The sequence below is a fragment of the Streptomyces sp. NPDC102258 genome (genome assembly GCF_055584685.1).
In genome coordinates this window covers 229,858-249,210 of sequence record NZ_JBVJLO010000011.1, presented here as the reverse complement: position 1 = coordinate 249,210, position 19,353 = coordinate 229,858, and the positions used below count along the sequence as shown (strand labels likewise).

General features: G+C 71.4%; 16 protein-coding genes and 4 tRNA genes. 7 read left to right on the top strand and 13 right to left on the bottom strand.

The window, feature by feature from the left end:
* The 4 genes from ACZ6ZT_RS20760 to ACZ6ZT_RS20745 form a co-directional block, all read right to left on the bottom strand.
* Nucleotides 1–1,879: DEAD/DEAH box helicase (locus ACZ6ZT_RS20760; protein ID WP_469721008.1), on the bottom strand; the 1,879-nt coding region annotated here is incomplete at its 3' end.
* Between the two features lie 989 nt (nucleotides 1,880–2,868).
* On the bottom strand, nucleotides 2,869–3,243 hold the full coding sequence (gene crcB, locus ACZ6ZT_RS20755; protein ID WP_469721007.1) for a fluoride efflux transporter CrcB: 375 nt from the start codon (nucleotides 3,241–3,243) through the stop codon (nucleotides 2,869–2,871).
* Complete coding sequence (locus ACZ6ZT_RS20750) at nucleotides 3,240–3,746, bottom strand: FluC/FEX family fluoride channel (RefSeq protein WP_469721005.1); 507 nt, start codon at nucleotides 3,744–3,746, stop codon at nucleotides 3,240–3,242. The genes crcB and ACZ6ZT_RS20750 overlap by 4 nt, the downstream gene beginning before the upstream one ends.
* Nucleotides 3,743–4,093 (bottom strand): metallopeptidase family protein, encoded by a 351-nt coding sequence (locus ACZ6ZT_RS20745; RefSeq protein ID WP_469721004.1) that lies wholly within the window; start codon nucleotides 4,091–4,093, stop codon nucleotides 3,743–3,745. The genes ACZ6ZT_RS20750 and ACZ6ZT_RS20745 overlap by 4 nt, the downstream gene beginning before the upstream one ends.
* Nucleotides 4,094–4,196: 103 nt before the next feature.
* On the opposite strand from ACZ6ZT_RS20745, the gene ACZ6ZT_RS20740 reads away from it, so the two are divergent.
* The 3 genes from ACZ6ZT_RS20740 to ACZ6ZT_RS20730 all read left to right on the top strand — a co-directional run bounded on the left by ACZ6ZT_RS20740 (nucleotide 4,197) and on the right by ACZ6ZT_RS20730 (nucleotide 4,477).
* A tRNA-Glu gene (locus ACZ6ZT_RS20740) sits at nucleotides 4,197–4,269 on the top strand.
* Between the two features lie 38 nt (nucleotides 4,270–4,307).
* Nucleotides 4,308–4,381, top strand: a tRNA-Asp gene (locus ACZ6ZT_RS20735).
* A 22-nt stretch (nucleotides 4,382–4,403) separates the two neighbouring features.
* Nucleotides 4,404–4,477 (top strand) — tRNA-Phe (locus ACZ6ZT_RS20730).
* Nucleotides 4,478–4,520: 43 nt separating this feature from the next.
* Here ACZ6ZT_RS20730 and ACZ6ZT_RS20725 read toward each other — a convergent pair.
* From ACZ6ZT_RS20725 to ACZ6ZT_RS20715, 3 genes are all read right to left on the bottom strand, one after another.
* Nucleotides 4,521–5,363, bottom strand: coding sequence for a cytochrome c biogenesis CcdA family protein (locus ACZ6ZT_RS20725; protein ID WP_469721003.1), 843 nt, complete (start codon nucleotides 5,361–5,363; stop codon nucleotides 4,521–4,523).
* Nucleotides 5,360–6,112, bottom strand: coding sequence for a DsbA family protein (locus tag ACZ6ZT_RS20720; protein WP_469721001.1), 753 nt, complete (start codon nucleotides 6,110–6,112; stop codon nucleotides 5,360–5,362). The genes ACZ6ZT_RS20725 and ACZ6ZT_RS20720 overlap by 4 nt, the downstream gene beginning before the upstream one ends.
* A gap of 61 nt (nucleotides 6,113–6,173) precedes the next feature.
* On the bottom strand, nucleotides 6,174–6,545 hold the full coding sequence (locus tag ACZ6ZT_RS20715) for a hypothetical protein (RefSeq protein ID WP_469720999.1): 372 nt from the start codon (nucleotides 6,543–6,545) through the stop codon (nucleotides 6,174–6,176).
* A 129-nt stretch (nucleotides 6,546–6,674) separates the two neighbouring features.
* Between ACZ6ZT_RS20715 and hrpA the strand changes: the two genes are divergently transcribed.
* Together hrpA and ACZ6ZT_RS20705 are read left to right on the top strand one after the other, a co-directional pair.
* Nucleotides 6,675–10,598, top strand: coding sequence for an ATP-dependent RNA helicase HrpA (hrpA, locus tag ACZ6ZT_RS20710; RefSeq protein WP_469720997.1), 3,924 nt, complete (start codon nucleotides 6,675–6,677; stop codon nucleotides 10,596–10,598).
* A gap of 69 nt (nucleotides 10,599–10,667) precedes the next feature.
* Nucleotides 10,668–10,741 (top strand) — tRNA-Asp (locus ACZ6ZT_RS20705).
* 593 nt (nucleotides 10,742–11,334) lie between these two features.
* On the opposite strand, the gene bldC is transcribed toward ACZ6ZT_RS20705, so the two are convergent.
* Both bldC and ACZ6ZT_RS20695 read right to left on the bottom strand, forming a co-directional pair.
* Entirely contained in the window at nucleotides 11,335–11,541 is a 207-nt protein-coding gene (gene bldC, locus ACZ6ZT_RS20700; protein ID WP_003949541.1) for a developmental transcriptional regulator BldC, read from the bottom strand.
* A gap of 590 nt (nucleotides 11,542–12,131) precedes the next feature.
* Nucleotides 12,132–12,965 (bottom strand): DUF8083 family protein, encoded by an 834-nt coding sequence (locus tag ACZ6ZT_RS20695; RefSeq protein WP_469720995.1) that lies wholly within the window; start codon nucleotides 12,963–12,965, stop codon nucleotides 12,132–12,134.
* A 263-nt stretch (nucleotides 12,966–13,228) separates the two neighbouring features.
* Here ACZ6ZT_RS20695 and ACZ6ZT_RS20690 point away from each other — a divergent pair, with 263 nt between their 5' ends.
* Nucleotides 13,229–14,335, top strand: a complete 1,107-nt coding sequence (locus ACZ6ZT_RS20690; protein ID WP_469720994.1) for a Leu/Phe/Val dehydrogenase — start codon at nucleotides 13,229–13,231, stop codon at nucleotides 14,333–14,335.
* A 279-nt stretch (nucleotides 14,336–14,614) separates the two neighbouring features.
* Entirely contained in the window at nucleotides 14,615–14,878 is a 264-nt protein-coding gene (locus ACZ6ZT_RS20685) for a DUF3073 domain-containing protein (protein WP_469720992.1), read from the top strand.
* Between the two features lie 101 nt (nucleotides 14,879–14,979).
* On the opposite strand, the gene purM is transcribed toward ACZ6ZT_RS20685, so the two are convergent.
* From purM to ACZ6ZT_RS20665, 4 genes are all read right to left on the bottom strand, one after another.
* On the bottom strand, nucleotides 14,980–16,050 hold the full coding sequence (gene purM, locus ACZ6ZT_RS20680) for a phosphoribosylformylglycinamidine cyclo-ligase (protein WP_469720990.1): 1,071 nt from the start codon (nucleotides 16,048–16,050) through the stop codon (nucleotides 14,980–14,982).
* 116 nt (nucleotides 16,051–16,166) lie between these two features.
* Nucleotides 16,167–17,684, bottom strand: a complete 1,518-nt coding sequence (gene purF / locus ACZ6ZT_RS20675; protein WP_469720988.1) for an amidophosphoribosyltransferase — start codon at nucleotides 17,682–17,684, stop codon at nucleotides 16,167–16,169.
* 343 nt (nucleotides 17,685–18,027) lie between these two features.
* The gene (locus ACZ6ZT_RS20670) at nucleotides 18,028–18,510 is read right to left on the bottom strand and encodes an META domain-containing protein (protein ID WP_469720986.1); all 483 of its coding nucleotides are present in this window, start codon (nucleotides 18,508–18,510) and stop codon (nucleotides 18,028–18,030) included.
* A 47-nt stretch (nucleotides 18,511–18,557) separates the two neighbouring features.
* On the bottom strand, nucleotides 18,558–19,352 hold the full coding sequence (locus ACZ6ZT_RS20665) for a maleylpyruvate isomerase family mycothiol-dependent enzyme (protein ID WP_469720984.1): 795 nt from the start codon (nucleotides 19,350–19,352) through the stop codon (nucleotides 18,558–18,560).
* Between the last annotated feature and the right edge of the window lies 1 nt (nucleotide 19,353).

Here is a 19,353-nt window from a genome sequence, read left to right as displayed (position 1 = left end):
TCGGACGGTCGTCGCGGCGGAAGCCGCCACGGTCGCCACCGCGGTCGTCACGGTTGAAGCCACCCGAGGGACGGTCGTCGCGACGGAAGCCACCGCCGCCACCACGGTTGTCGTCACGACGGTCACCGCCGGAACGGAAGCCACCGGACGGACGGTCGTCGCGGCGGAAGCCGCCACGGTCGCCACCGCGGTCGCCGCCACGGTTGTCGCGGCGCTCGAAGTTGCCGCGGTCGTCGCGGCGCTCGAAGGTGCGCTCCGGGGCGACCGGCTCGGGCACGGCTGCGACGGCTGCCGCGACCTCGGCCTCGGCGGCCTCGACGACCTCGGCCACGGCGGCCTCCGGGTCCTCACCGCGCTCGCGGGCGGAACGGGCGACGAGGCGGTCGGCCTCCTCGCGCAGCTCCGCGGCGCGGCGGGTCAGGCGCTCCAGCTGCTTGGTGAGGTCGGCGACCTCGCGCTCGGCCTGCTTGGCGGCGTTGTTCGCCGAGTCGGCCTGGACCTGGGTGAGCGAACGCGCACCGGTGATCTCGGCGACCTCGGGGTCGAACGCGCCGACGCCCTGGACGATGTGGCGCGAGGCGTCGACGCCCGCGTCCTCCATCAGGCGGAAGATCTGGCGGCGCTGGTGCGGCAGGGCCAGGGAGACCACGACGCCCGACTTGCCGGCGCGGGCGGTACGGCCCGAGCGGTGCAGGTAGTCCTTGTGGTCGCCGGCCGGGTCCACGTTCAGGACCAGGTCGATGCCGTCGACGTGGATGCCGCGGGCGGCGACGTCGGTGGCGACGAGCGCGTTGACGTAGCCGTCCTTGAAGTCCGCGAGGACGCGGGTACGGGCGCCCTGCGTCATGCCGCCGTGCAGCGCGTCGGCCTTCACGCCGGACTCGATGAGCTGCTCGGCGATGCGGTCGGCGCCCAGCTGGGTGCGGACGAAGATGATGGTGCGGCCCTTGCGGGCGGCGATGGCGGCCGTGACCGGCGCCTTGTCCTTCGGCTTCACGACGAGCACGTGGTGCGTCATGGTCGTGACGTTGCCCTGGGCGCTGTCGACCTCGTGCGTGACGGGGTTGGACAGGTAGCGCTTGACCAGGGTGCCGATCTCGTTCTCCATGGTGGCGGAGAAGAGCATGCGCTGGCCGCCGCCGGGGATCTGGTCGAGCAGCTCGGTGACCTCGGGCAGGAAGCCCAGGTCGGCCATCTGGTCGGCCTCGTCGAGAACGGCGATCTTGACGTTCTCCAGGGAGCAGGCGCCGCGGTTGATGATGTCGCGCAGACGGCCCGGGGTGGCGACGAGGACGTCGACGCCGCGCTCCAGGGCGTAGATCTGGTTGCCCATCGAGGTACCGCCGCAGACGACCTTCATCTTCAGGCCGAGCACGTCGCCGTAGGGCTGGAGGGCGTCCGCGACCTGCATCGCGAGCTCACGGGTCGGCGTGAGGATGATCGCGCGGGGCTTCTTCTTCTCGGTGTGGCCACCGGCCAGCGAGGCCAGGGTCGGCAGACCGAAGGAGAGGGTCTTGCCGGAGCCGGTGCGGCCACGGCCGAGGATGTCCTTGCCGGCCAGGGCGTCCGGGATGGTCGCGGCCTGGATCGGGAACGGGGCGGTGACGCCGTTCTGCGCGAGCTTGCGCACGATGCCGTCGGGCAGACCGAGGTCCCCGAAGGTGATCGTGGGCTCGGCGTCGGCGTCGGCGTCGTCGGCCTCGTCGATGGAGGCGGAGGCGTCGGCGGGCTCGGCGGTCACATCGGCCTCAAGGGCCTCGATGATGCCGTCCGCCTCGATGGCCTCCATGGCCTCGGTGACCGCGAGGGTCTCGGCGTCGACGATCTCGTTGGAGTCGTTCTCGGGCATGACGGAACGGTCAGAACTGGAAATGGACATGCGAAATGCGAAACCTTCCGGAGTCTCGGCACGCGCCCAAACTCCGTGAAACGCAAATCGACCGCCTCAATGCGGTCAGCCACGGCTAGGGAGAGTACGCGCCACACGGCGCTCTTCGGATTCGGCGCCGGGCAATGGGATCAAACGATCTATAACCATACGCACCCTCTGGGGGGTCTGGCAAGTCACTCCTACGAATAACCTGCTGACCTGCGAAGACTCCCCTGGACGCGCACGCTGCGCCGACCCGTACGGGCCGAGCGGAACCCCTGCGGCCTACGCCGTCGCGGGGGTCGGGTCGGGGTTCGGCTGGGTCGGCGGAGTGGGGTCCGGAGGAGTGGGTTGCGTCACAGGCGGGGTGGGTTCCACCACAGGCGGAGTCCCCGTGGACCCACCCGACCCACTCGACCCACCGGCCGCCCCGCCCGACCCCGAGCCGGAACCGGAGCCGCCGGATCCCGAAGACCCCGAGGACCCCGAGCCGGAACCAGATCCCCCGGATCCGGATCCCGCGCCGCCCGAACCGCCTCCCGAGGGGGCCGGACCGCCCTGGCCGCCCGCGCCGCCGCCCGGTCCGGCCGAGGGCGAGGGGAGCCCCGGCTTCCCGGCGGCGCCCGGACCGGGGGAGGCCCCGGTCGCGCCGGAGGCCTTGCCGGGCTCACCGGTCTTGCCGTCCTGGTTCCCCGTACCGTCCTTGCCGGCGTGGCCGTTGCCGTGGATTCCGGAGCCGTGGCCGGCGGAGCCCGCGTCGGCCCCTCCGGTGTCCTTGCCGCCCACCGAGGCGGCCGGCCCCGGCTTCGCGGCGTCCTCCCCCACGCTCATGCAGCCCGCCGTCGCCGCGACGGCGAGCGCGGAGACGGCCAGTCTGAGGGAAGCGGCCAGGGAAGCGGACAAAGGGCGCACGGTGGCACCTCCGGAACACTGCGGCGGGGCCCGCGTTGGGCGGGTCAATGAGCCCAACTCCCTTTACCCCATAAGAGACACGCCCCTTACGAGAACAGCTGCCGGGCCACCTCGGACCCCAGACGTACGGCGCCCAGCCCGACCAGCACGGACGCCACGACGTTGGCGGCGGCCAGGAACGTCCGGCCGCGCTCCGCCAGCCGCAGCGTCTCGTACGAGAACGTCGAGTACGTGCTCAGCGCCCCGCACAGCCCGGTCCCCAGCAGGAGGACCACCCGCGAGGAGGCGGCCCCGGCCAGCGCCGCCCCGGCCACCCCGCCCAGCAGCAGGCAGGCCGAGACGTTGACCGCGAAGGTCCCCCACGGGAAGAGGGAGTCGTGCCGGGCCTGCACCGCCCGGTCGGCCAGGTAGCGCAGCGGCGCCCCGACGGCCGCCCCCGCCACCACCAGCAGCCAGTTCACGAGCGGTCCCGGGCGCCGGTACGCCGCCGCACGGCGAGCCGGGTCGCCGAGGCGGCCCCCCAGACGGCCCCCAGCGCGGCCGCCACCGTGAGCCCCGCGTAGGCCGGCGCGACCCACGCCCGGCCCCCGTCCAGCAGCCCCGAGAACTCGGCGGCGTACGTCGAGAAGGTGGTGAACCCGCCGAGCAGCCCCGCCCCGGCGAAGGGCCGGACCAGGGGATGCGGCCGGCCCGGGCCGCCCTCGGCGACCAGCACCATCAGTACGCCGATCAGCGCACAGCCCGAGACGTTGATCCAGAAGGTGGCCCACGGGAAGCCCCCGGGCGCGGCCGGCCACAGCAGGCCCACCCCGTAGCGCGCCGCCGCCCCGAGGGCCCCGCCCGCCGCCACCGCGACGAGCACCGGGCCCCGCGGTTCGGCGCGCTGGGCGGGGACGTGCAGGTCGACGTCCGGATCGACGGGCGGCCCGTCCGCCGGCAGCGGACCCCGCCCGGCCCCGGTCACCCGTAACCCAGCGCGTGCAGCCGCTCGTCGTCGATCCCGAAGTGGTGGGCGATCTCGTGCACCACCGTGACCTCCGTCTCGGTGACGACGCTCTCCCGGTCCTCGCACATCCGCAGCGTGGGGTTCCGGTAGATCGTGATGCGGTCGGGGAGCACCCCGGCGTACCACTCGCCGCGCTCCGTGAGCGGGGTCCCCTCGTACAGACCGAGGAGTTCGGGATCGTCGGACGGCGGGTCGTCCTCGACGAACACCGCCACGTTGTCCATCAGCCGCGTCAGCTCCGGCGGGATGCGGTCCAGGGCCTCTGCGACGAGCTCCTCGAACTCCTCGCGCGTCATCTCCAGCACCCGGCCATTGTCGCTCCGGGCGAAACCGTTTTGGCGATAGCTCCCCCGATCCCATATGCTTCTCACGTCCCCGACGCGCTGGAAAGTGCCCGGCGGGCCTTTAGCCCTCATCGTCTAGTGGCCCAGGACGCCGCCCTTTCAAGGCGGTAGCACGGGTTCGAATCCCGTTGGGGGTACGCAACACCATGTGCAAGACTTGTTCTTGCACAAACCAGGTCCTGTGGAGCAGTTGGTTAGCTCGCCACCCTGTCAAGGTGGAGGTCGCGGGTTCAAGTCCCGTCAGGATCGCTGAGGCTGGAAACGGCCTCGTGGCTGGGTAGCTCAGTTGGTACGAGCGATCGCCTGAAAAGCGATAGGTCGCCGGTTCGACCCCGGCCCCAGCCACAGAAAGAAGGCCCCCGTCCGGTGGACGGGGGCCTTCTGCGCGTCACCCCTCCGGCTCGGCCTCCTCCGCCTGCCCGCTCCGGCGCCAGCGGGCCAGCCCGAAGGCCGCCGCGCCCGCGCCGACCAGGCCCAGCAGCAGCCAGTCCGGTACCGCGTCGGCCAGTGAGCGCACCCGCTCCTCGACCGCGTACGAGTCGTCGACGTCGAGCAGCCCGGGCAGGGCGGTGGCCCCGTCGAAGGCCAGGAACAGCGTGCCCAGGGTGATGAAGAAGAGCCCGGACAGCAGCGAGGTCGAGTGCAGGGCGAACCGGCCCAGCCGCAGCGGGCGCCCGCGCAGCCAGCGCCGCCGGCCGAGGTCGAAGCGCTCCCAGAGCAGGGCCAGCAGGAAGAGGGGTACGGCCATGCCCAGCGCGTACACCGCCAGCAGCAGACCCCCGTAGAGCGGGCTGCCGCTGACCGCCGCCACCGTGAGGACGCTGCCCAGGATGGGGCCGGCGCAGAAGCCGGCCAGCCCGTAGACGGCGCCGAGGGCGTACACCGACAGGGCGGTGGTGGGGCGGATCCGGCCGGACAGCTCGGTGAGGCGCTTCGGGGCGAAGCCGAGGCCGAGGATCTGGGCCAGGCCGAGCGCGATGATCAGCCAGCCGCCGAAGAGCACGAGCCCGTCGCGGTGGCCGTGGAAGAACCGGCCCGCGTACGAGCCGGCCGCGCCCAGCGGGACGAGGGTGCTCGCGAGGCCCGCGTAGAAGATCCCGGTGCGGGCGAGGAGCCGGGTGGGGGAGTCGATCGAGTACGCGAAGAACGCGGGCAGCAGCAGGGCGCTGCACGGGCTGAGCAGGGCGAGGAGGCCGCCGAGCAGGGCGGCCAGGTATCCGATGCCGGTCACGGCCGGGCCGCCGCCTTCGCCTGGGCGATGGCGGCCTCGAAGGCGGCCAGCGGCTGGGCTCCGGCCAGGGGGCGGCCGCCCACCAGGAAGGAGGGGGTGGAGCTGACGCCGATGCGGTAGCCCTCCTCCTGGTCGCGCCGCAGGGCCTCGGCGGCCTGCGGGGAGGCGAGGTCGCGGCGGAAGCGGTCCAGGTCGGGGACGCCGGCCTCGCGGGCCAGCTCGGTGAGGCGTTCATCGCCGAAGCCCTTCTCCTTGGCGCCCTCGGCGTACGCGGCCTCGTGGAAGGCGGTGAAGCGGTCCTGCTGTCCGGCGGCCCAGGCGGCCTTGGCGGCGGCCTCGGAGTCGGCGCCGAAGATCGGGAAGTTGCGCCACTCGATGCGCAGGGTGCCCTCGTCGACGTACTTCTTCACCAGGGCGGGCTCGGTGTCGCGGGCGAACTTGCCGCAGTAACCGCACTTGAAGTCGGAGTACTCGATGAGGACGACGGGCGCGTCGGGACGGCCCACGGCGAGCTTGTCGCCGGCTTCGCGGCGGGCGAGGGCCTGGAGGGCGGTGGCGGGGTCGTCGGCGCGGGGGGCCGGGCCGGCGGCGGCGGCCGTCTCGCGGGACTTCTCCTCGGGGGCGGTGGCCTGCCAGGAGACGACGCCGAGGGTGATCGCGGCGACGGCGACGCCGGCGGAGACCACCAGGGGCGTGCGGGAGCGCTTGCGCGCGGCGGGCTTGCGGGACGGAGTGGGCGAAGAGGGCATGCGGAGGCTCCAGAGGTGCTGGGGACGGAAGGGAGGGGAGGGGCCGGTGGGACCGCTCCCCCTAGACCCTCAGCACCGAGAGCTCCACGGGACCGGGCGCCGGCCGGTCCGGTCCGCGTACGGGGACCCGTACGCGCGTCGTGCGGTACGGGCGCTCCGCCGCGGCCACGGCCCCGCCCGCCGGGAGCTGCGCGTGCCCGTGCCCGTCCCCGGTCCGCGGGGGCACGGCGGGGACGGCCCCGCGGTCCGGGACACCGGGCGCACAGGAGGGCCCCCGCTCCCGAAGCCCCGCCACGGCAGGGGGCGCCAGAGCGGCCGAGGCCGACACCGCCGGAACCGGCGCCGGAGCCACCCCTGCCGTCACCGCCGCCGTCGGGGACAGCGCGCCCGGGCCCAGCAGCAGCGCGAGCACGGCGGCCAGGAGGCACCACACACGGCGACGGCGGGACACAGTGGGCTGCCTCTCACTTGCGCGAACGGGGGGACTCGTCCCGAAATGGTACGGGGAGGGGCACAAATGCGTTCGCCACCCGCCGGGCTCAGGTGAGATCCTCGACCAGGTATGTCTACTTCCTTCGCCGCCCTGCAGACGCTTCTCGGTGAGATCTCCCTCCGTGACGCGCACCGCCTCGGCCGCCGCCTCGAAGGCGCCCGCCGTATCCGCAAGCCCGAGGCCCGGCAGGCCGTGCTCGACGAGATCGCCGCGGAGGCCGCGAAGGCCGCCGAGCGGCTCGCCGGCCGTGCCTCGCGGATGCCGGAGGTCACGTATCCCGAGAACCTGCCCGTCAGCCAGAAGAAGGACGAGATCGCCGAGGCGATACGCGACCACCAGGTCGTGATCGTCGCGGGCGAGACCGGCTCCGGCAAGACCACGCAGATCCCCAAGATCTGCATGGAGCTGGGGCGCGGTGTCCGGGGGATGATCGGGCACACCCAGCCCCGCCGGATCGCGGCGCGCACGGTCGCCGAGCGGATCGCGGACGAGCTGAAGTCCGAGATCGGGCAGACCGTCGGCTGGAAGGTCCGCTTCACCGACCAGGTGGACCAGGACGCGACCTTCGTGAAACTGATGACCGACGGCATCCTGCTCGCGGAGATCCAGACGGACCGCGAGCTGCGCGCGTACGACACGATCATCATCGACGAGGCCCACGAGCGGTCGCTGAACATCGACTTCCTGCTCGGCTACCTGGCCACGCTGCTGCCGAAGCGCCCCGACCTCAAGGTCGTGATCACCTCGGCGACCATCGACCCGCAGCGGTTCTCCCGGCACTTCGGGGACGCCCCGATCGTGGAGGTCAGCGGGCGGACGTATCCGGTGGAGGTGCGCTACCGGCCGCTCCTGGAGGAGGACTCCGAGGACGCCGACCGGGACCAGATCACCGCGATCTGCGAGGCCGTGGACGAGCTCCAGGCGGAGGGGCCGGGCGACGTCCTGGTCTTCCTCTCCGGCGAGCGGGAGATCCGCGACACCGCCGACGCGCTGGAGAAGCGCAAGCTCCGTTTCACCGAGGTGCTCCCCCTCTACGCGCGCCTCTCGCACGCCGAGCAGCACCGGGTCTTCCAGCAGCACACGGGCCGGCGCATCGTGCTGGCGACGAACGTCGCGGAGACGTCGCTGACGGTCCCCGGCATCAAGTACGTGATCGACCCGGGCACGGCCCGCATCTCGCGCTACAGCCACCGCACCAAGGTGCAGCGGCTGCCGATCGAGCGGATCTCGCAGGCCAGCGCCAACCAGCGCAAGGGCCGCTGCGGCCGTACCAGCGACGGCATCTGTATCCGGCTCTACTCCGAGGACGACTTCCTGTCCCGGCCGGAGTTCACGGACGCGGAGATCCTGCGCACCAACCTGGCATCCGTCATCCTGCAGATGACCGCCGCGGGTCTGGGCGAGATCGAGAAGTTCCCGTTCATCGACCCGCCGGACCACCGCAACATCCGCGACGGCGTGCAGCTGCTCCAGGAGCTGGGCGCGCTGGACCCGGCCGAGAAGGACCACCGCAAGCGGCTCACCCCGATGGGCCGCCAGCTCTCCCAGCTGCCGGTGGACCCGCGGCTGGCCCGCATGGTGGTGGAGGCGGACAAGAACAACTGCGTCCGCGAGGTGATGGTCATCGCGGCGGCCCTGTCCATCCAGGACCCGCGCGAGCGGCCTTCGGACAAGCAGACGCAGGCGGACCAGAACCACGCCCGGTTCAAGGACGAGACGAGCGACTTCCTCTCCTTCCTGAACATGTGGCGCTACGTCCGGGAGCAGCAGAAGGAGCGCGGCTCGTCCTCGTTCCGCCGGATGTGCAAGCAGGAGTACCTGAACTTCCTGCGGATCCGGGAGTGGCAGGACATCTACGCGCAGCTGCGCACGGTCGCGAAGACGATGGGGCTGCACGTCAACGAGGCCGACGCCCCGGAGACCAGCGTCCACATCTCGCTGCTGGCCGGTCTGCTGTCGCACATCGGTCTGAAGGACACCGACAAGAACGAGTACCTGGGCGCGCGGTCGGCCAAGTTCGCGATCTTCCCGGGCTCCTCCCTCTTCAAGAAGCAGCCGAAGTTCCTGATGTCGGCGGAGCTGGTGGAGACCTCGCGGCTGTGGGCCCGGGTGAACGCCAAGGTGGAGCCGGAGTGGGTCGAGCCGCTCGCGCAGCACCTGATCAAGCGCACGTACAGCGAGCCGCACTGGGAGAAGGACCAGGCCGCGGTGATGGCGTACGAGAAGGTCACGCTGTACGGCGTGCCGATCGTGGCCCAGCGGAAGATCAACTACGGCCGGATCGACCCCGAGGTCTCGCGCGAGCTGTTCATCCGCAACGCGCTGGTCGAGGGCGACTGGCGGACCCACCACAAGTTCTACGCCGACAACCGCAGGCTCCTCACCGAGGTGGAGGAGCTGGAGAACCGGGCCCGGCGCCGGGACATCGTGGTCGACGACGAGACGCTCTTCGACTTCTACGACCAGCGCATCCCGGAACACGTGGTCTCGGGGGCGCACTTCGACTCCTGGTGGAAGCACAAGAAGCGCGAGGAGCCCGAACTCCTCGACTTCGAACGCGAGATGCTCCTGACGGAGAAGGCGGCCGGGGTCACCAAGGCCGACTACCCGGACACCTGGCGCCAGGGGCAGCTGAAGTTCCGGGTGACGTACCAGTTCGAGCCGGGCGCGGACGCGGACGGCGTGACCGTCCACATCCCGCTCCACGTGCTGAACCAGGTCACGGACGAGGGCTTCGACTGGCAGATCCCGGGCCTGCGCGAGGAGGTCGTCACGGAGCTGATCCGCTCCCTGCCGAAGCCGATCCGCCGGCACTACGTCCCCGCGCCGAACTTCGCGGGCCGCTTCCTGGACACGGCCGTACCCCTCCAGGAGCCGCTCCCGGTCACCCTGGCGCGCGAGCTGCACCGGATGGTCGGGGTGCCGGTCGCGGCCGAGGACTTCGACCTGGGCCGGATCCCGGACCACCTGAAGATCACCTTCCGGATCGTCGACGAGCGGCGCAAGAACCTCGCCGAGGACAAGGACCTGGAGGCACTGCGGCTGCGCCTGAAGCCCAAGGCCCGCCAGGCCCTCTCGAAGGCCGCGGCCGCCACCGCCGAGCGGGCGGGCGGCGAGTCGCTGGAGCGCACCGGGCTGACCGACTGGACGATCGGCACCCTGACCAGGGTGTTCGAGACCCGGCGGGCGGGCCAGCCGGTCAAGGCGTACCCGGCACTGGTGGACGAGGGGACGAGCGTCTCCGTACGGCTCTTCGACACCGAGATCGAGCAGCAGCGGGCCATGTGGCTCGGCACCCGCCGGCTGATCCTCCTCAACATCCCGGTGAACCCGGCGAAGTTCGCCTCGGACAAGCTCACCAACCAGCAGAAGCTGGCCCTGTCCAGGAACCCGCACGGCTCCATCCAGGCGCTGTTCGACGACTGCGCCACCGCCGCGGCCGACAAGCTGATCGCCGACCACGGCGGACCGGCCTGGGACGAGGCGGGCTTCCGGAAGCTCTACGACGCGGTACGGGCCGACCTGGTGGACACGACCGTACGGACGGTCGCGCAGGTGCAGCAGGTGCTCGCCGCCTGGCAGGCCTGCGAGCGGCGCCTGAAGGCCACCAACAGCCTGGCCCTGATGGCCAACGTCGCGGACGTGAAGGCCCAGCTGGCGGCGCTGGTGCCGGCCGGCTTCGTGACCCTCGCCGGCCTGCGCCGGCTGCCGGACCTGATGCGCTATCTGGTGGCCGCGGACCGGCGGCTCCAGCAGATGCCGACGGGCGCCCAGCGCGACACCACGCGCATGGAGAAGGTCCACGAGATGCGGGACGAGTACCTGTGGCTGCTGGAGCAGTTGCCGAAGGGCCGGCCAATCCCGGAGGCGGTCACCGAGATCCGCTGGATGATCGAGGAACTGCGGGTCAGCTACTTCGCGCACGCGCTGGGGACGGCGTACCCGGTCTCCGACAAGCGCATCGTTAAGGCGGTCGACGCCCTCGCTCCGTGATCGGTTCGACCGCACCCCCTGACCTGCTGTACAGTCTGATTCGCAGCCGGGCAATCGGCCGCGATTCGAGGACCTGTGGAGCAGTTGGTTAGCTCGCCACCCTGTCAAGGTGGAGGTCGCGGGTTCAAGTCCCGTCAGGTTCGCAGAAACGTCAGGGCCCGTATTCCGCAAGGGATACGGGCCCTGACGCGTTGTCGGCTGCGGACGGTGGAGGGTACGCCGACGATCGGTGATCACCGCTTGGGGTCGGGCCGCTCCAAGGGCCCTACGGCGGCCGTTCACGCCCCCGGGGCACTCGGGGCCGCCCTCCGGTCTCTCGGGGCCCCAGGGGCCCTTCAGCGCCTCCGGCTGGACATGTCCTCCGCGAGGGAAAAATCCCCCCTCGGCGTGAGGGCGCTCTGCGTCGGAGATCCCCTTACGGGGTGCAATGCCGGATGTACAAGAGTCATCAGCTGTGACGGGAGTCACCCGAAGAGTTTTTGAGACGCGTACGTTTATCGGACTCCTACGCCCAGTCGATTTAATATGTGCAATGGCACCTATCCGGTCGACGCGGCCGATCCGGCCGGTCGCCGGCCCCCGGGCATAAAAAAAGACCGCGCTGGACCCGGCGGAGTCCAGCGCGATCGACGGCAGTGAGCCTGTTGGGGCAGGCCCTGCCGTATGAAGCCATGTGGGTTTCATCGGATTGGGGGACCCGATACGAACCCGGTTAAAGCAGGGGTGATGCGGGACCTCAGGCCTCGCTGCGCTGCTGCGGAATTCCCGCGAGCAGTGCGCGAACCTCGGCCTCGCGGTAACGGCGGTGTCCACCCAGGGTGCGGATGGACGTGAGCTTGCCAGCCTTGGCCCAGCGGGTGACCGTCTTCGGGTCCACGCGGAACATCGTGGCAACCTCAGCCGGGGTCAGCAGCGGCTCGGCATCAGGGGTGCGAGCGGTCATGAGCGGCCTCCTCGGGAGAACCGAACCATCTCGGTTCTTTCCTCTAAATTCTGCACCTTGGCCCGCGTTGCCCGAAATGGACATACGCAGGCCGAGTCGGTTATAGGACGAACGGCTTGTCCTCGGCACTACAACTACACCATCCGTCCAGCCCCAAGGGCCAAACCGATGGAATTGCCCTCCGAGGTGTTCATCAGCGGCGGAAGCCGATGGACCGCCCCATAACGGACAGTCACCCCACTGTGACGATCAGTCACAGAGCGATCAGGAGTCATCAGACCCCCCATAGAGTGCAATACCGAGCATTCCGCCCGAAGTTGGGCGGAAGGAACCCTCCCCGGACTCCTTGTCCTATTTTGGCACGAGGGTAGGGGAAGGGCGCAAGGGTGTAGATAGTGCGGTCCGTCACGCTTGGGCCAATGGCCCGTATCGGGACGTAGGTCCTGGGACTAAGACCCTAATGTGGTGATCACGCCCCTGATCTGCGCATTGTGACCGATCGGCATATGACAACCGGTACGGGCGATACGCTCCGCGCCCGAACGGACGTGAGGCCACCGTCACACGATGCCCCCACCCTGCCTCATCCGCTAGTTCGCGAACAGCCTTTCCCGGACCGCCCGCCAGCGCAGCGCCAGTTCCGCGTACACCTCGGCGGCCTCGTCGCGCTTCCCCTCCCGCAGCGCCGCGATCCCCTCCGCCAGGTCCCGGGCCGAGCGGTCCGCCTCCAGGGCGTCGGCGGGCAGGGCGTGCAGGAGCCCGGCGTAGTCCAGTTCGACCATCGAGCGCGGATGGAACTCCTCCAGCCAGCTGCCGACCTCCACCAGCCCCTCCGCCAGCGGCCCGTACCCCTCCGCCGCGCGCAGGATCCGCAGCGCCCGCGCGAGCCGCCGCCGGGCCTGCACCATCGGCGTCCGGTAGCGCAGCCGCTCGCCCGGCCGGTACTCCCGCTCCTCGTCCGCCACCAGCACGAACCAGCGCAGCGGCACCTGCCACACCCCCGTACGGATCCAGGGGCGCGCGTCGGGGTTCCGGCCGCGCCACTCCTCGTACTCCCGGGCGGCCCGGCGGCGGGCCGCCGGGGGCAGGGCCGCGTCCAGCACCGGCGCCGGATAGGACTCCGCCAGCTCCGCGAGCGCCAGCCAGCCGCGCAGCCGGGTCCGCCACGGGCACACCAGCAGGACCCCGTCGAGCTCCGTCGTGAACGCGTCGGCGCTCTCGTGCGCGGGCACGCCGACCACCGGGACGCGCACCAAGTCCGTGAGGGAGCGGCGCAGTTCGTCCTGGGCCGTCGGCGCCTTCCCGCGCCGGGCGTAACCCGCCCAGTGCGTGCGCTCCGGCTCGGGGAAGGCGGCCAGCGGCTCGTAGACCCGCAGGTAGGAGGCGTACGGCACGACCGGTGAGGAGCCGGGGGAATCTTTCACCCTCCCGTACTCCCCCGTTTCGGGGCCCGGTTCACCTCCGGGGCGCCGATGCCGGGGCCGGCCGTGCTCCGGGCCGTGCTCCAGGCCGTGCTCCGGGCCCCTCGCGGGACGCGGACCGGCGGGGCGTCACACGGGAGTGTTCCGATCCCCGGACAGGGGGCGCCCCCGGAGGCCGCAGGTCTTACTCTGCTCCCAGCAACGCCCTCCCCCCACCCGCAGGGCGGGCGTCCTTCCGCCGCATCTCTTCCATGGGAGTCACCACCGTGACCGAAATGACCGACGGCGTCCTGCACACCCTGTTCCGCAGCGAACAGGGCGGCCACGAGCAAGTCGTGCTGTGCCAGGACCGAGCGTCAGGCCTCAAGGCCGTCATCGCCATCCACTCCACCGCCCTGGGCCCCGCCCTCGGCGGGACGCGGTTCCACGCGTACGCCTCCGACGAGGAGGCCGTCCGGGACGCGCTGAACCTCGCGCGCGGCATGTCGTACAAGAACGCCCTCGCCGGTCTCGACCTCGGCGGCGGCAAGGCCGTGATCATCGGGGACCCGGCCACGCTCAAGAGCGAGGAACTGCTGCTGGCCTACGGCCGGTTCGTGGAGTCCCTCGGCGGCCGCTACGTCACGGCCTGCGACGTCGGCACGTACGTCGCCGACATGGACGTCGTCGCCCGCGAGACCCGCTGGGCCACCGGCCGCTCCCCCGAGAACGGCGGCGCCGGCGACTCCTCGGTGCTCACCGCCTTCGGCGTCTTCCAGGGCATGCGCGCCAGCGCCCAGCACCTGTGGGGCGACCCGACCCTGCGCGGCCGCAAGGTCGCCGTCGCCGGTGTCGGCAAGGTCGGGCACCACCTCGTGGAGCACCTGCTGGCGGACGGCGCCGAGGTCGTGATCACGGACGTCCGCGCGGAGTCCGTCCAGGCCGTCCTGGACCGGCACCCCGGCGCCGCGATCAGCGCGGTCGCCGACACGGAGGCGCTGATCCGGACCCCCGGCCTGGACGTCTACGCCCCCTGCGCCCTCGGTGGCGCGCTGAACGACGCGACCGTGCCTGCCCTCACCGCCACCGTGGTGTGCGGCGCGGCCAACAACCAGCTCGCGCACCCCGGTGTCGAGAAGGACCTCGCGGACCGCGGGATCCTCTACGCCCCGGATTACGTGGTCAACGCGGGCGGTGTCATCCAGGTCGCCGACGAGCTGCACGGCTTCGACTTCGACCGCTGCAAGGCCAAGGCGGCGAAGATCTTCGACACCACCCTGGCGATATTCGCGCGTGCGAAGTCCGACGGCATTCCGCCGGCCGCCGCGGCCGACCGGATCGCCGAGCAGCGGATGGCCGACGCGCTCGCCGCCCGCGCCGCCGCCACGGCGTAGGCGTCCCGGAGGGGCCCGCCGGGGTGCGGGGAGACGGAACTCACTGCACTTCGGCGGGTCGTGGGCCAGGAAAGCGTTAAAATCGCAGCTGACCAGCGAGTACGGGGTGTCCCGCTGGTTCTGCGCCGAGGCGTGTCATGCGGGCGGCGTACCGTATGGCCGCGGAAGCAGGTACCGTTAAACCCCTACGGACGGTCTCTCCACGGAGAGCCCGCTCCGAACCATGAACGCGTGTCAGACTCTGGGGCCGTCGAGCCCCGTCACCGAGGGGGTCGAGCCATGGGGCGCGGCCGGGCCAAGGCCAAGCAGACAAAGGTCGCCCGCCAGCTGAAGTACAACAGCGGCGGGACTGACCTCTCGCGTCTGGCCAATGAGCTGGGCGCATCGCCGACAGAGCCGCTGCCTATCAGCGCGCCGGTCGAAGTCGATGACGATCTGGACGACGACGACCCGTACGCCAAGTACGCGGATCTGTACAACAGCGATGACGACGAGGACGAGGACGACGAGTCCGGTCCGTCGGCGCACCGTCGCGGGGCTTGACGCGGGAAACCTCCGCACCAGGCGCTTCGCCTGCGGCTCCAACACCCGTACACATGGAAACCCGGCCCAGGGCATTGCCCCGGGCCGGGTTTCCGTGCTGCTCAGACCGCGTACGAACCGGTGAGGGCCGCGCCCTCGGTGTGCTCGCCCCGGTCCAGGATCTCGCCGGCCACCCAGGCGTCGACGCCCCGGTCGGCCAGGGTGGTCAGGGCGACGTCGACCGACTCCTGCGGGACGACGGCCATCATGCCGACGCCCATGTTCAGGGTCTTCTCCAGCTCCAGCCGCTCGACCGAGCCGGCCTTGCCGACCAGGTCGAAGATGGCGCCGGGGGCCCAGGTCGAGCGGTCGACCGTGGCGTGCAGGTGGTCCGGGATCACCCGGGCCAGGTTCGCGGCGAGGCCGCCGCCGGTGATGTGCGAGTACGCGTGGACCTCGGCCGTACGGGTGAGGGCCAGGCAGTCCAGCGAGTAGATCTTGGTCGGCTCCAGCAGTTCCTCGCCGAGGGTCCGGCCGAGCTCCTCGACGTGCTGGTCCAGGGACATCCCGGCCCGGTCGAAGAGGACGTGGCGGACGAGCGAGTACCCGTTCGAGTGAAGGCCGGACGAAGCCATCGCGATGACGGCGTCCCCCGTACGGATGCGATCGGCGCCGAGGAGGCGGTCGTACTCGACGACCCCGGTGCCCGCGCCCGCCACGTCGAAGTCGTCCGGGCCCAGCAGACCGGGGTGCTCGGCGGTCTCGCCGCCGACCAGGGCGCAGCCGGCGAGGACGCACCCCTCGGCGATGCCCTTCACGATGGCCGCGACACGCTCGGGATGCACCTTGCCGACGCAGATGTAGTCCGTCATGAAGAGCGGCTCGGCGCCACAGACGACGATGTCGTCCATGACCATCGCGACCAGGTCGTGGCCGATCGTGTCGTACACGCCGAGCCGTCGCGCGATGTCGACCTTGGTGCCCACTCCGTCGGTGGCGGAGGCGAGCAGCGGGCGCTCGTAGCGCTTCAGGGCGGAGGCGTCGAAGAGGCCGGCGAAGCCGCCGAGGCCGCCGAGGACCTCGGGGCGCTGCGTCTTCTTCACCCACTCCTTCATCAGCTCGACGGCGCGGTCGCCCGCATCGATGTCCACGCCTGCGGCTGCGTAGCTGGCACCGGTGGTCTTCTCTGTCATGACAGGAGAGAGCTTTCGTGTCGTTACTGCGTGGGGTGCCGGGCCCCGGAAAAAGCCTCTGAGGACAGGGCCCGGCGCAGGTTGAGCAGGGGTACGGGTACGGATACGGGTACCGGCTACGGGCGACGGAGCGCGTCGGCGGCGTCCGTACCGCCCGCGAGCTCGGACTCCAGGAGCTGCTTGCCGAGCAGCTGCGGGTCGGGCAGCTCCATCGGGTACTCGCCGTCGAAGCAGGCACGGCAGAGGTTGGGCTTCTGGATGGTGGTCGCCTCGACCATCGCGTCGAGCGAGATGTACGAGAGCGAGTCCGCGCCCAGCGACGTGGCGATCTCGTCGACCGTCATGCCGTTGGCGATCAGCTCGGCCCGGGTGGCGAAGTCGATGCCGAAGAAGCACGGCCACTTCACCGGCGGGGAGGAGATCCGGATGTGGACCTCGGCCGCACCGGCCTCGCGGAGCATCTTCACGAGGGCGCGCTGGGTGTTGCCGCGGACGATCGAGTCGTCCACGACGACGAGGCGCTTGCCCCGGATGACTTCCTTGAGGGGGTTGAGCTTGAGGCGGATCCCGAGCTGGCGGATCGTCTGCGAGGGCTGGATGAAGGTCCGGCCGACGTAGGCGTTCTTGACCAGGCCGGATCCGTACGGGATGCCGCTGGCTTCGGCGTACCCGACGGCGGCGGGGGTGCCGGATTCCGGGGTCGCTATCACCAGGTCGGCTTCGACCGGGGCTTCCTTGGCGAGGCGCCGGCCCATCTCGACGCGCGAGAGGTAGACGTTGCGGCCGGCGATGTCGGTGTCCGGGCGCGCCAGGTAGACGTACTCGAAGACACAGCCCTTGGGCTTCGCTTCTGCGAAGCGGGAGCTGCGCAGGCCGTTCTCGTCGATCGCGATGAGCTCGCCCGGCTCGACCTCGCGGACGAAGCTGGCGCCGCAGATGTCGAGGGCGGCGCTCTCGCTGGCGACCACCCAGCCGCGCTCCAGGCGGCCGAGGACCAGCGGGCGGATGCCCTGCGGGTCACGGGCGGTGTAGAGGGTCCCCTCGTCCATGAAGACGAGCGAGAAGGCGCCCTTGACCTTCGGGAGGACCTGGGTGGCCGACTCCTCGATGGTCAGGGGCTTGCCGTCCTCGTCGGTCTGGCCGGCGAGGAGGGCGGTGACGAGGTCGGTGTCGTTGGTGGCCGCCACCTGGGTGGCGCGGCCGTCCTGACGGGGCAGGTCGGCGACCATCTCGGCGAGCTCGGCGGTGTTCACCAGGTTGCCGTTGTGACCCAGGGCGATCGAGCCGTGGGCGGTCGCGCGGAAGGTCGGCTGGGCGTTCTCCCAGACGGAGGCTCCGGTGGTCGAGTAGCGGGCGTGACCGACCGCGATATGACCCTGGAGCGAGCCGAGAGAGGTTTCGTCGAAGACCTGGGAAACGAGGCCCATGTCCTTGAAGACGAGGATCTGGGAACCGTTGCTCACAGCGATGCCCGCGGACTCTTGTCCGCGGTGCTGCAGTGCATACAGTCCGAAGTAGGTGAGCTTGGCGACCTCTTCACCCGGGGCCCAGACACCGAAGACGCCGCAAGCGTCCTGGGGGCCCTTCTCGCCGGGGAGCAGGTCGTGGTTGAGTCGTCCATCACCACGAGGCACGCCACCGAGTGTAGGCGAGATCGACCACTGGTCCGAATTGGGGACGGCCGGGAAAAGTCACAGTGCGGACAGTCTGGTTACCCGTGCGGAGGGTGACCGAAAGGGCCCCTCGAAGTCCGAAATGCCCTGTTTGGTGAGTGTTGTGGGTTCCTACAGGGTGCCTGGCTGGCCCGACCCTCCGGTGGCCGACCCGTCACCCTCGGCGAACGGCGGCGGCCGGCCTGGTCCGTATCGCGAACGCGGCCTGTTCCGCCACCCTGTACGCCCTTGCGCCCCACTGCGGTCGGGCCGGCGGACCGTGCCCTGAGCGCTCATATCTTCGTACGAGTCGACCCCTCTCCCGTCATTCGGCGGCGGAGGCCGCCTCCGCGGTGAGGCTCTTGCCGTCGGGGGCGGTCAGGGTGAGGGCCCGGCCCTGGATCTTCCAGGTCAGGGGACCCGCCCCGAACAGGGCGGTGAGGGCGCGTTCCTGCTCGCCGGCCGGGCCCTCGCAGGCCATCCGGGTGGTGGTCAGCGGGCCGAGGGTGAGGGCGGGCCCGGTGACGGTGGCGGGGGCACTGAAGCGGTTACAGCCGAGGTTGCCGCTCGCCGTGCCGTCGGGGGCGAGGGTGAAGCGTGCGGGGCCGGGCGGGCCGGTGGGGGCGGCCGCGCCGTCGACGGAGCCGATGGTCCAGGTGGTCGCGGTCAGGGGGGCGTTCGCGGCGGGCTGTTGCGAGCCGGGGCCGTCCGGGGTGAGGGCGGCGTCGGGGGAGCCGTCCTGGCAGCCGGTGAGGGCGAGCGCGGCGAGCAGCGCCAGGCCGGGGGCGAGGTGCCTGAGGGTACGCATGCTCCTGGGACGGACCGGCGGCCCGGCGGGTTCCCCGGCTCGCCCGTTCAGCCCATCAGGGGCAGCAGCCCGGCCAGTGCCGCACGTTCGCCGCTCGCGCTGACCCGGGCGGCGTCGAGCTCCTCGGCCCAGCCGGTACGGCCCGTCGCGAGCCGGAGCCAGGTGAGCGGGTCGGTCTCCACCACGTTCGGCGGGGTGCCGCGGGTGTGGCGGGGCCCCTCGACGCACTGGACCACGGCGAAGGGCGGGATCCGCACCTCCACGGAGCCGCCGGGCGCCTTCACGGCGAGGGCGTCGGCGAGCAGCCGGGTGCAGGCGGCGAGGGCCTGCCGCTCGATCGGGATCCCGAGGCCGGGCAGGGCCCGGTTGAGGTCGTCGGTGTGCACGACGAGTTCGACGGTCCGGGTGACGAGGAAGTCGGCCAGCGTCATGTCGCCGATCCACAGGTCCAGTACGCGGCTGCCGGAGTTGCGCTCCAGGGCGTCGGCCATCGCGGTGCCCGCCCGCGCGAACAGCTCGGGGAGCGGGGCGCCGGTGAGGGCCTCCCGGGCGGCCTCGGAGATCTTCCCGGCGAGGGAGGCGGTGGCGAAGGGCCACTCGACGGCGCTCAGTTCGGGAACGGCGGCGGGCGGCCGGGCGAGGCCGGCGGCGAGGGAGTCGGCGATCCAGGCGATGTGGGCGGCGAGGTCGGCGACGCTCCAGTCCCCGAGCCCGCTGGGCCGGGCGAGCTGCTCCGGGGTGAGCCCCCGTACGGCCTCGGCGACGTGCCCGAACTGCGCGGTGACGGCCGCGCGGATCCTCGCCTGGTCGTAGGCGCGCGGCTTCTTCTTGGCGGGCGGCATG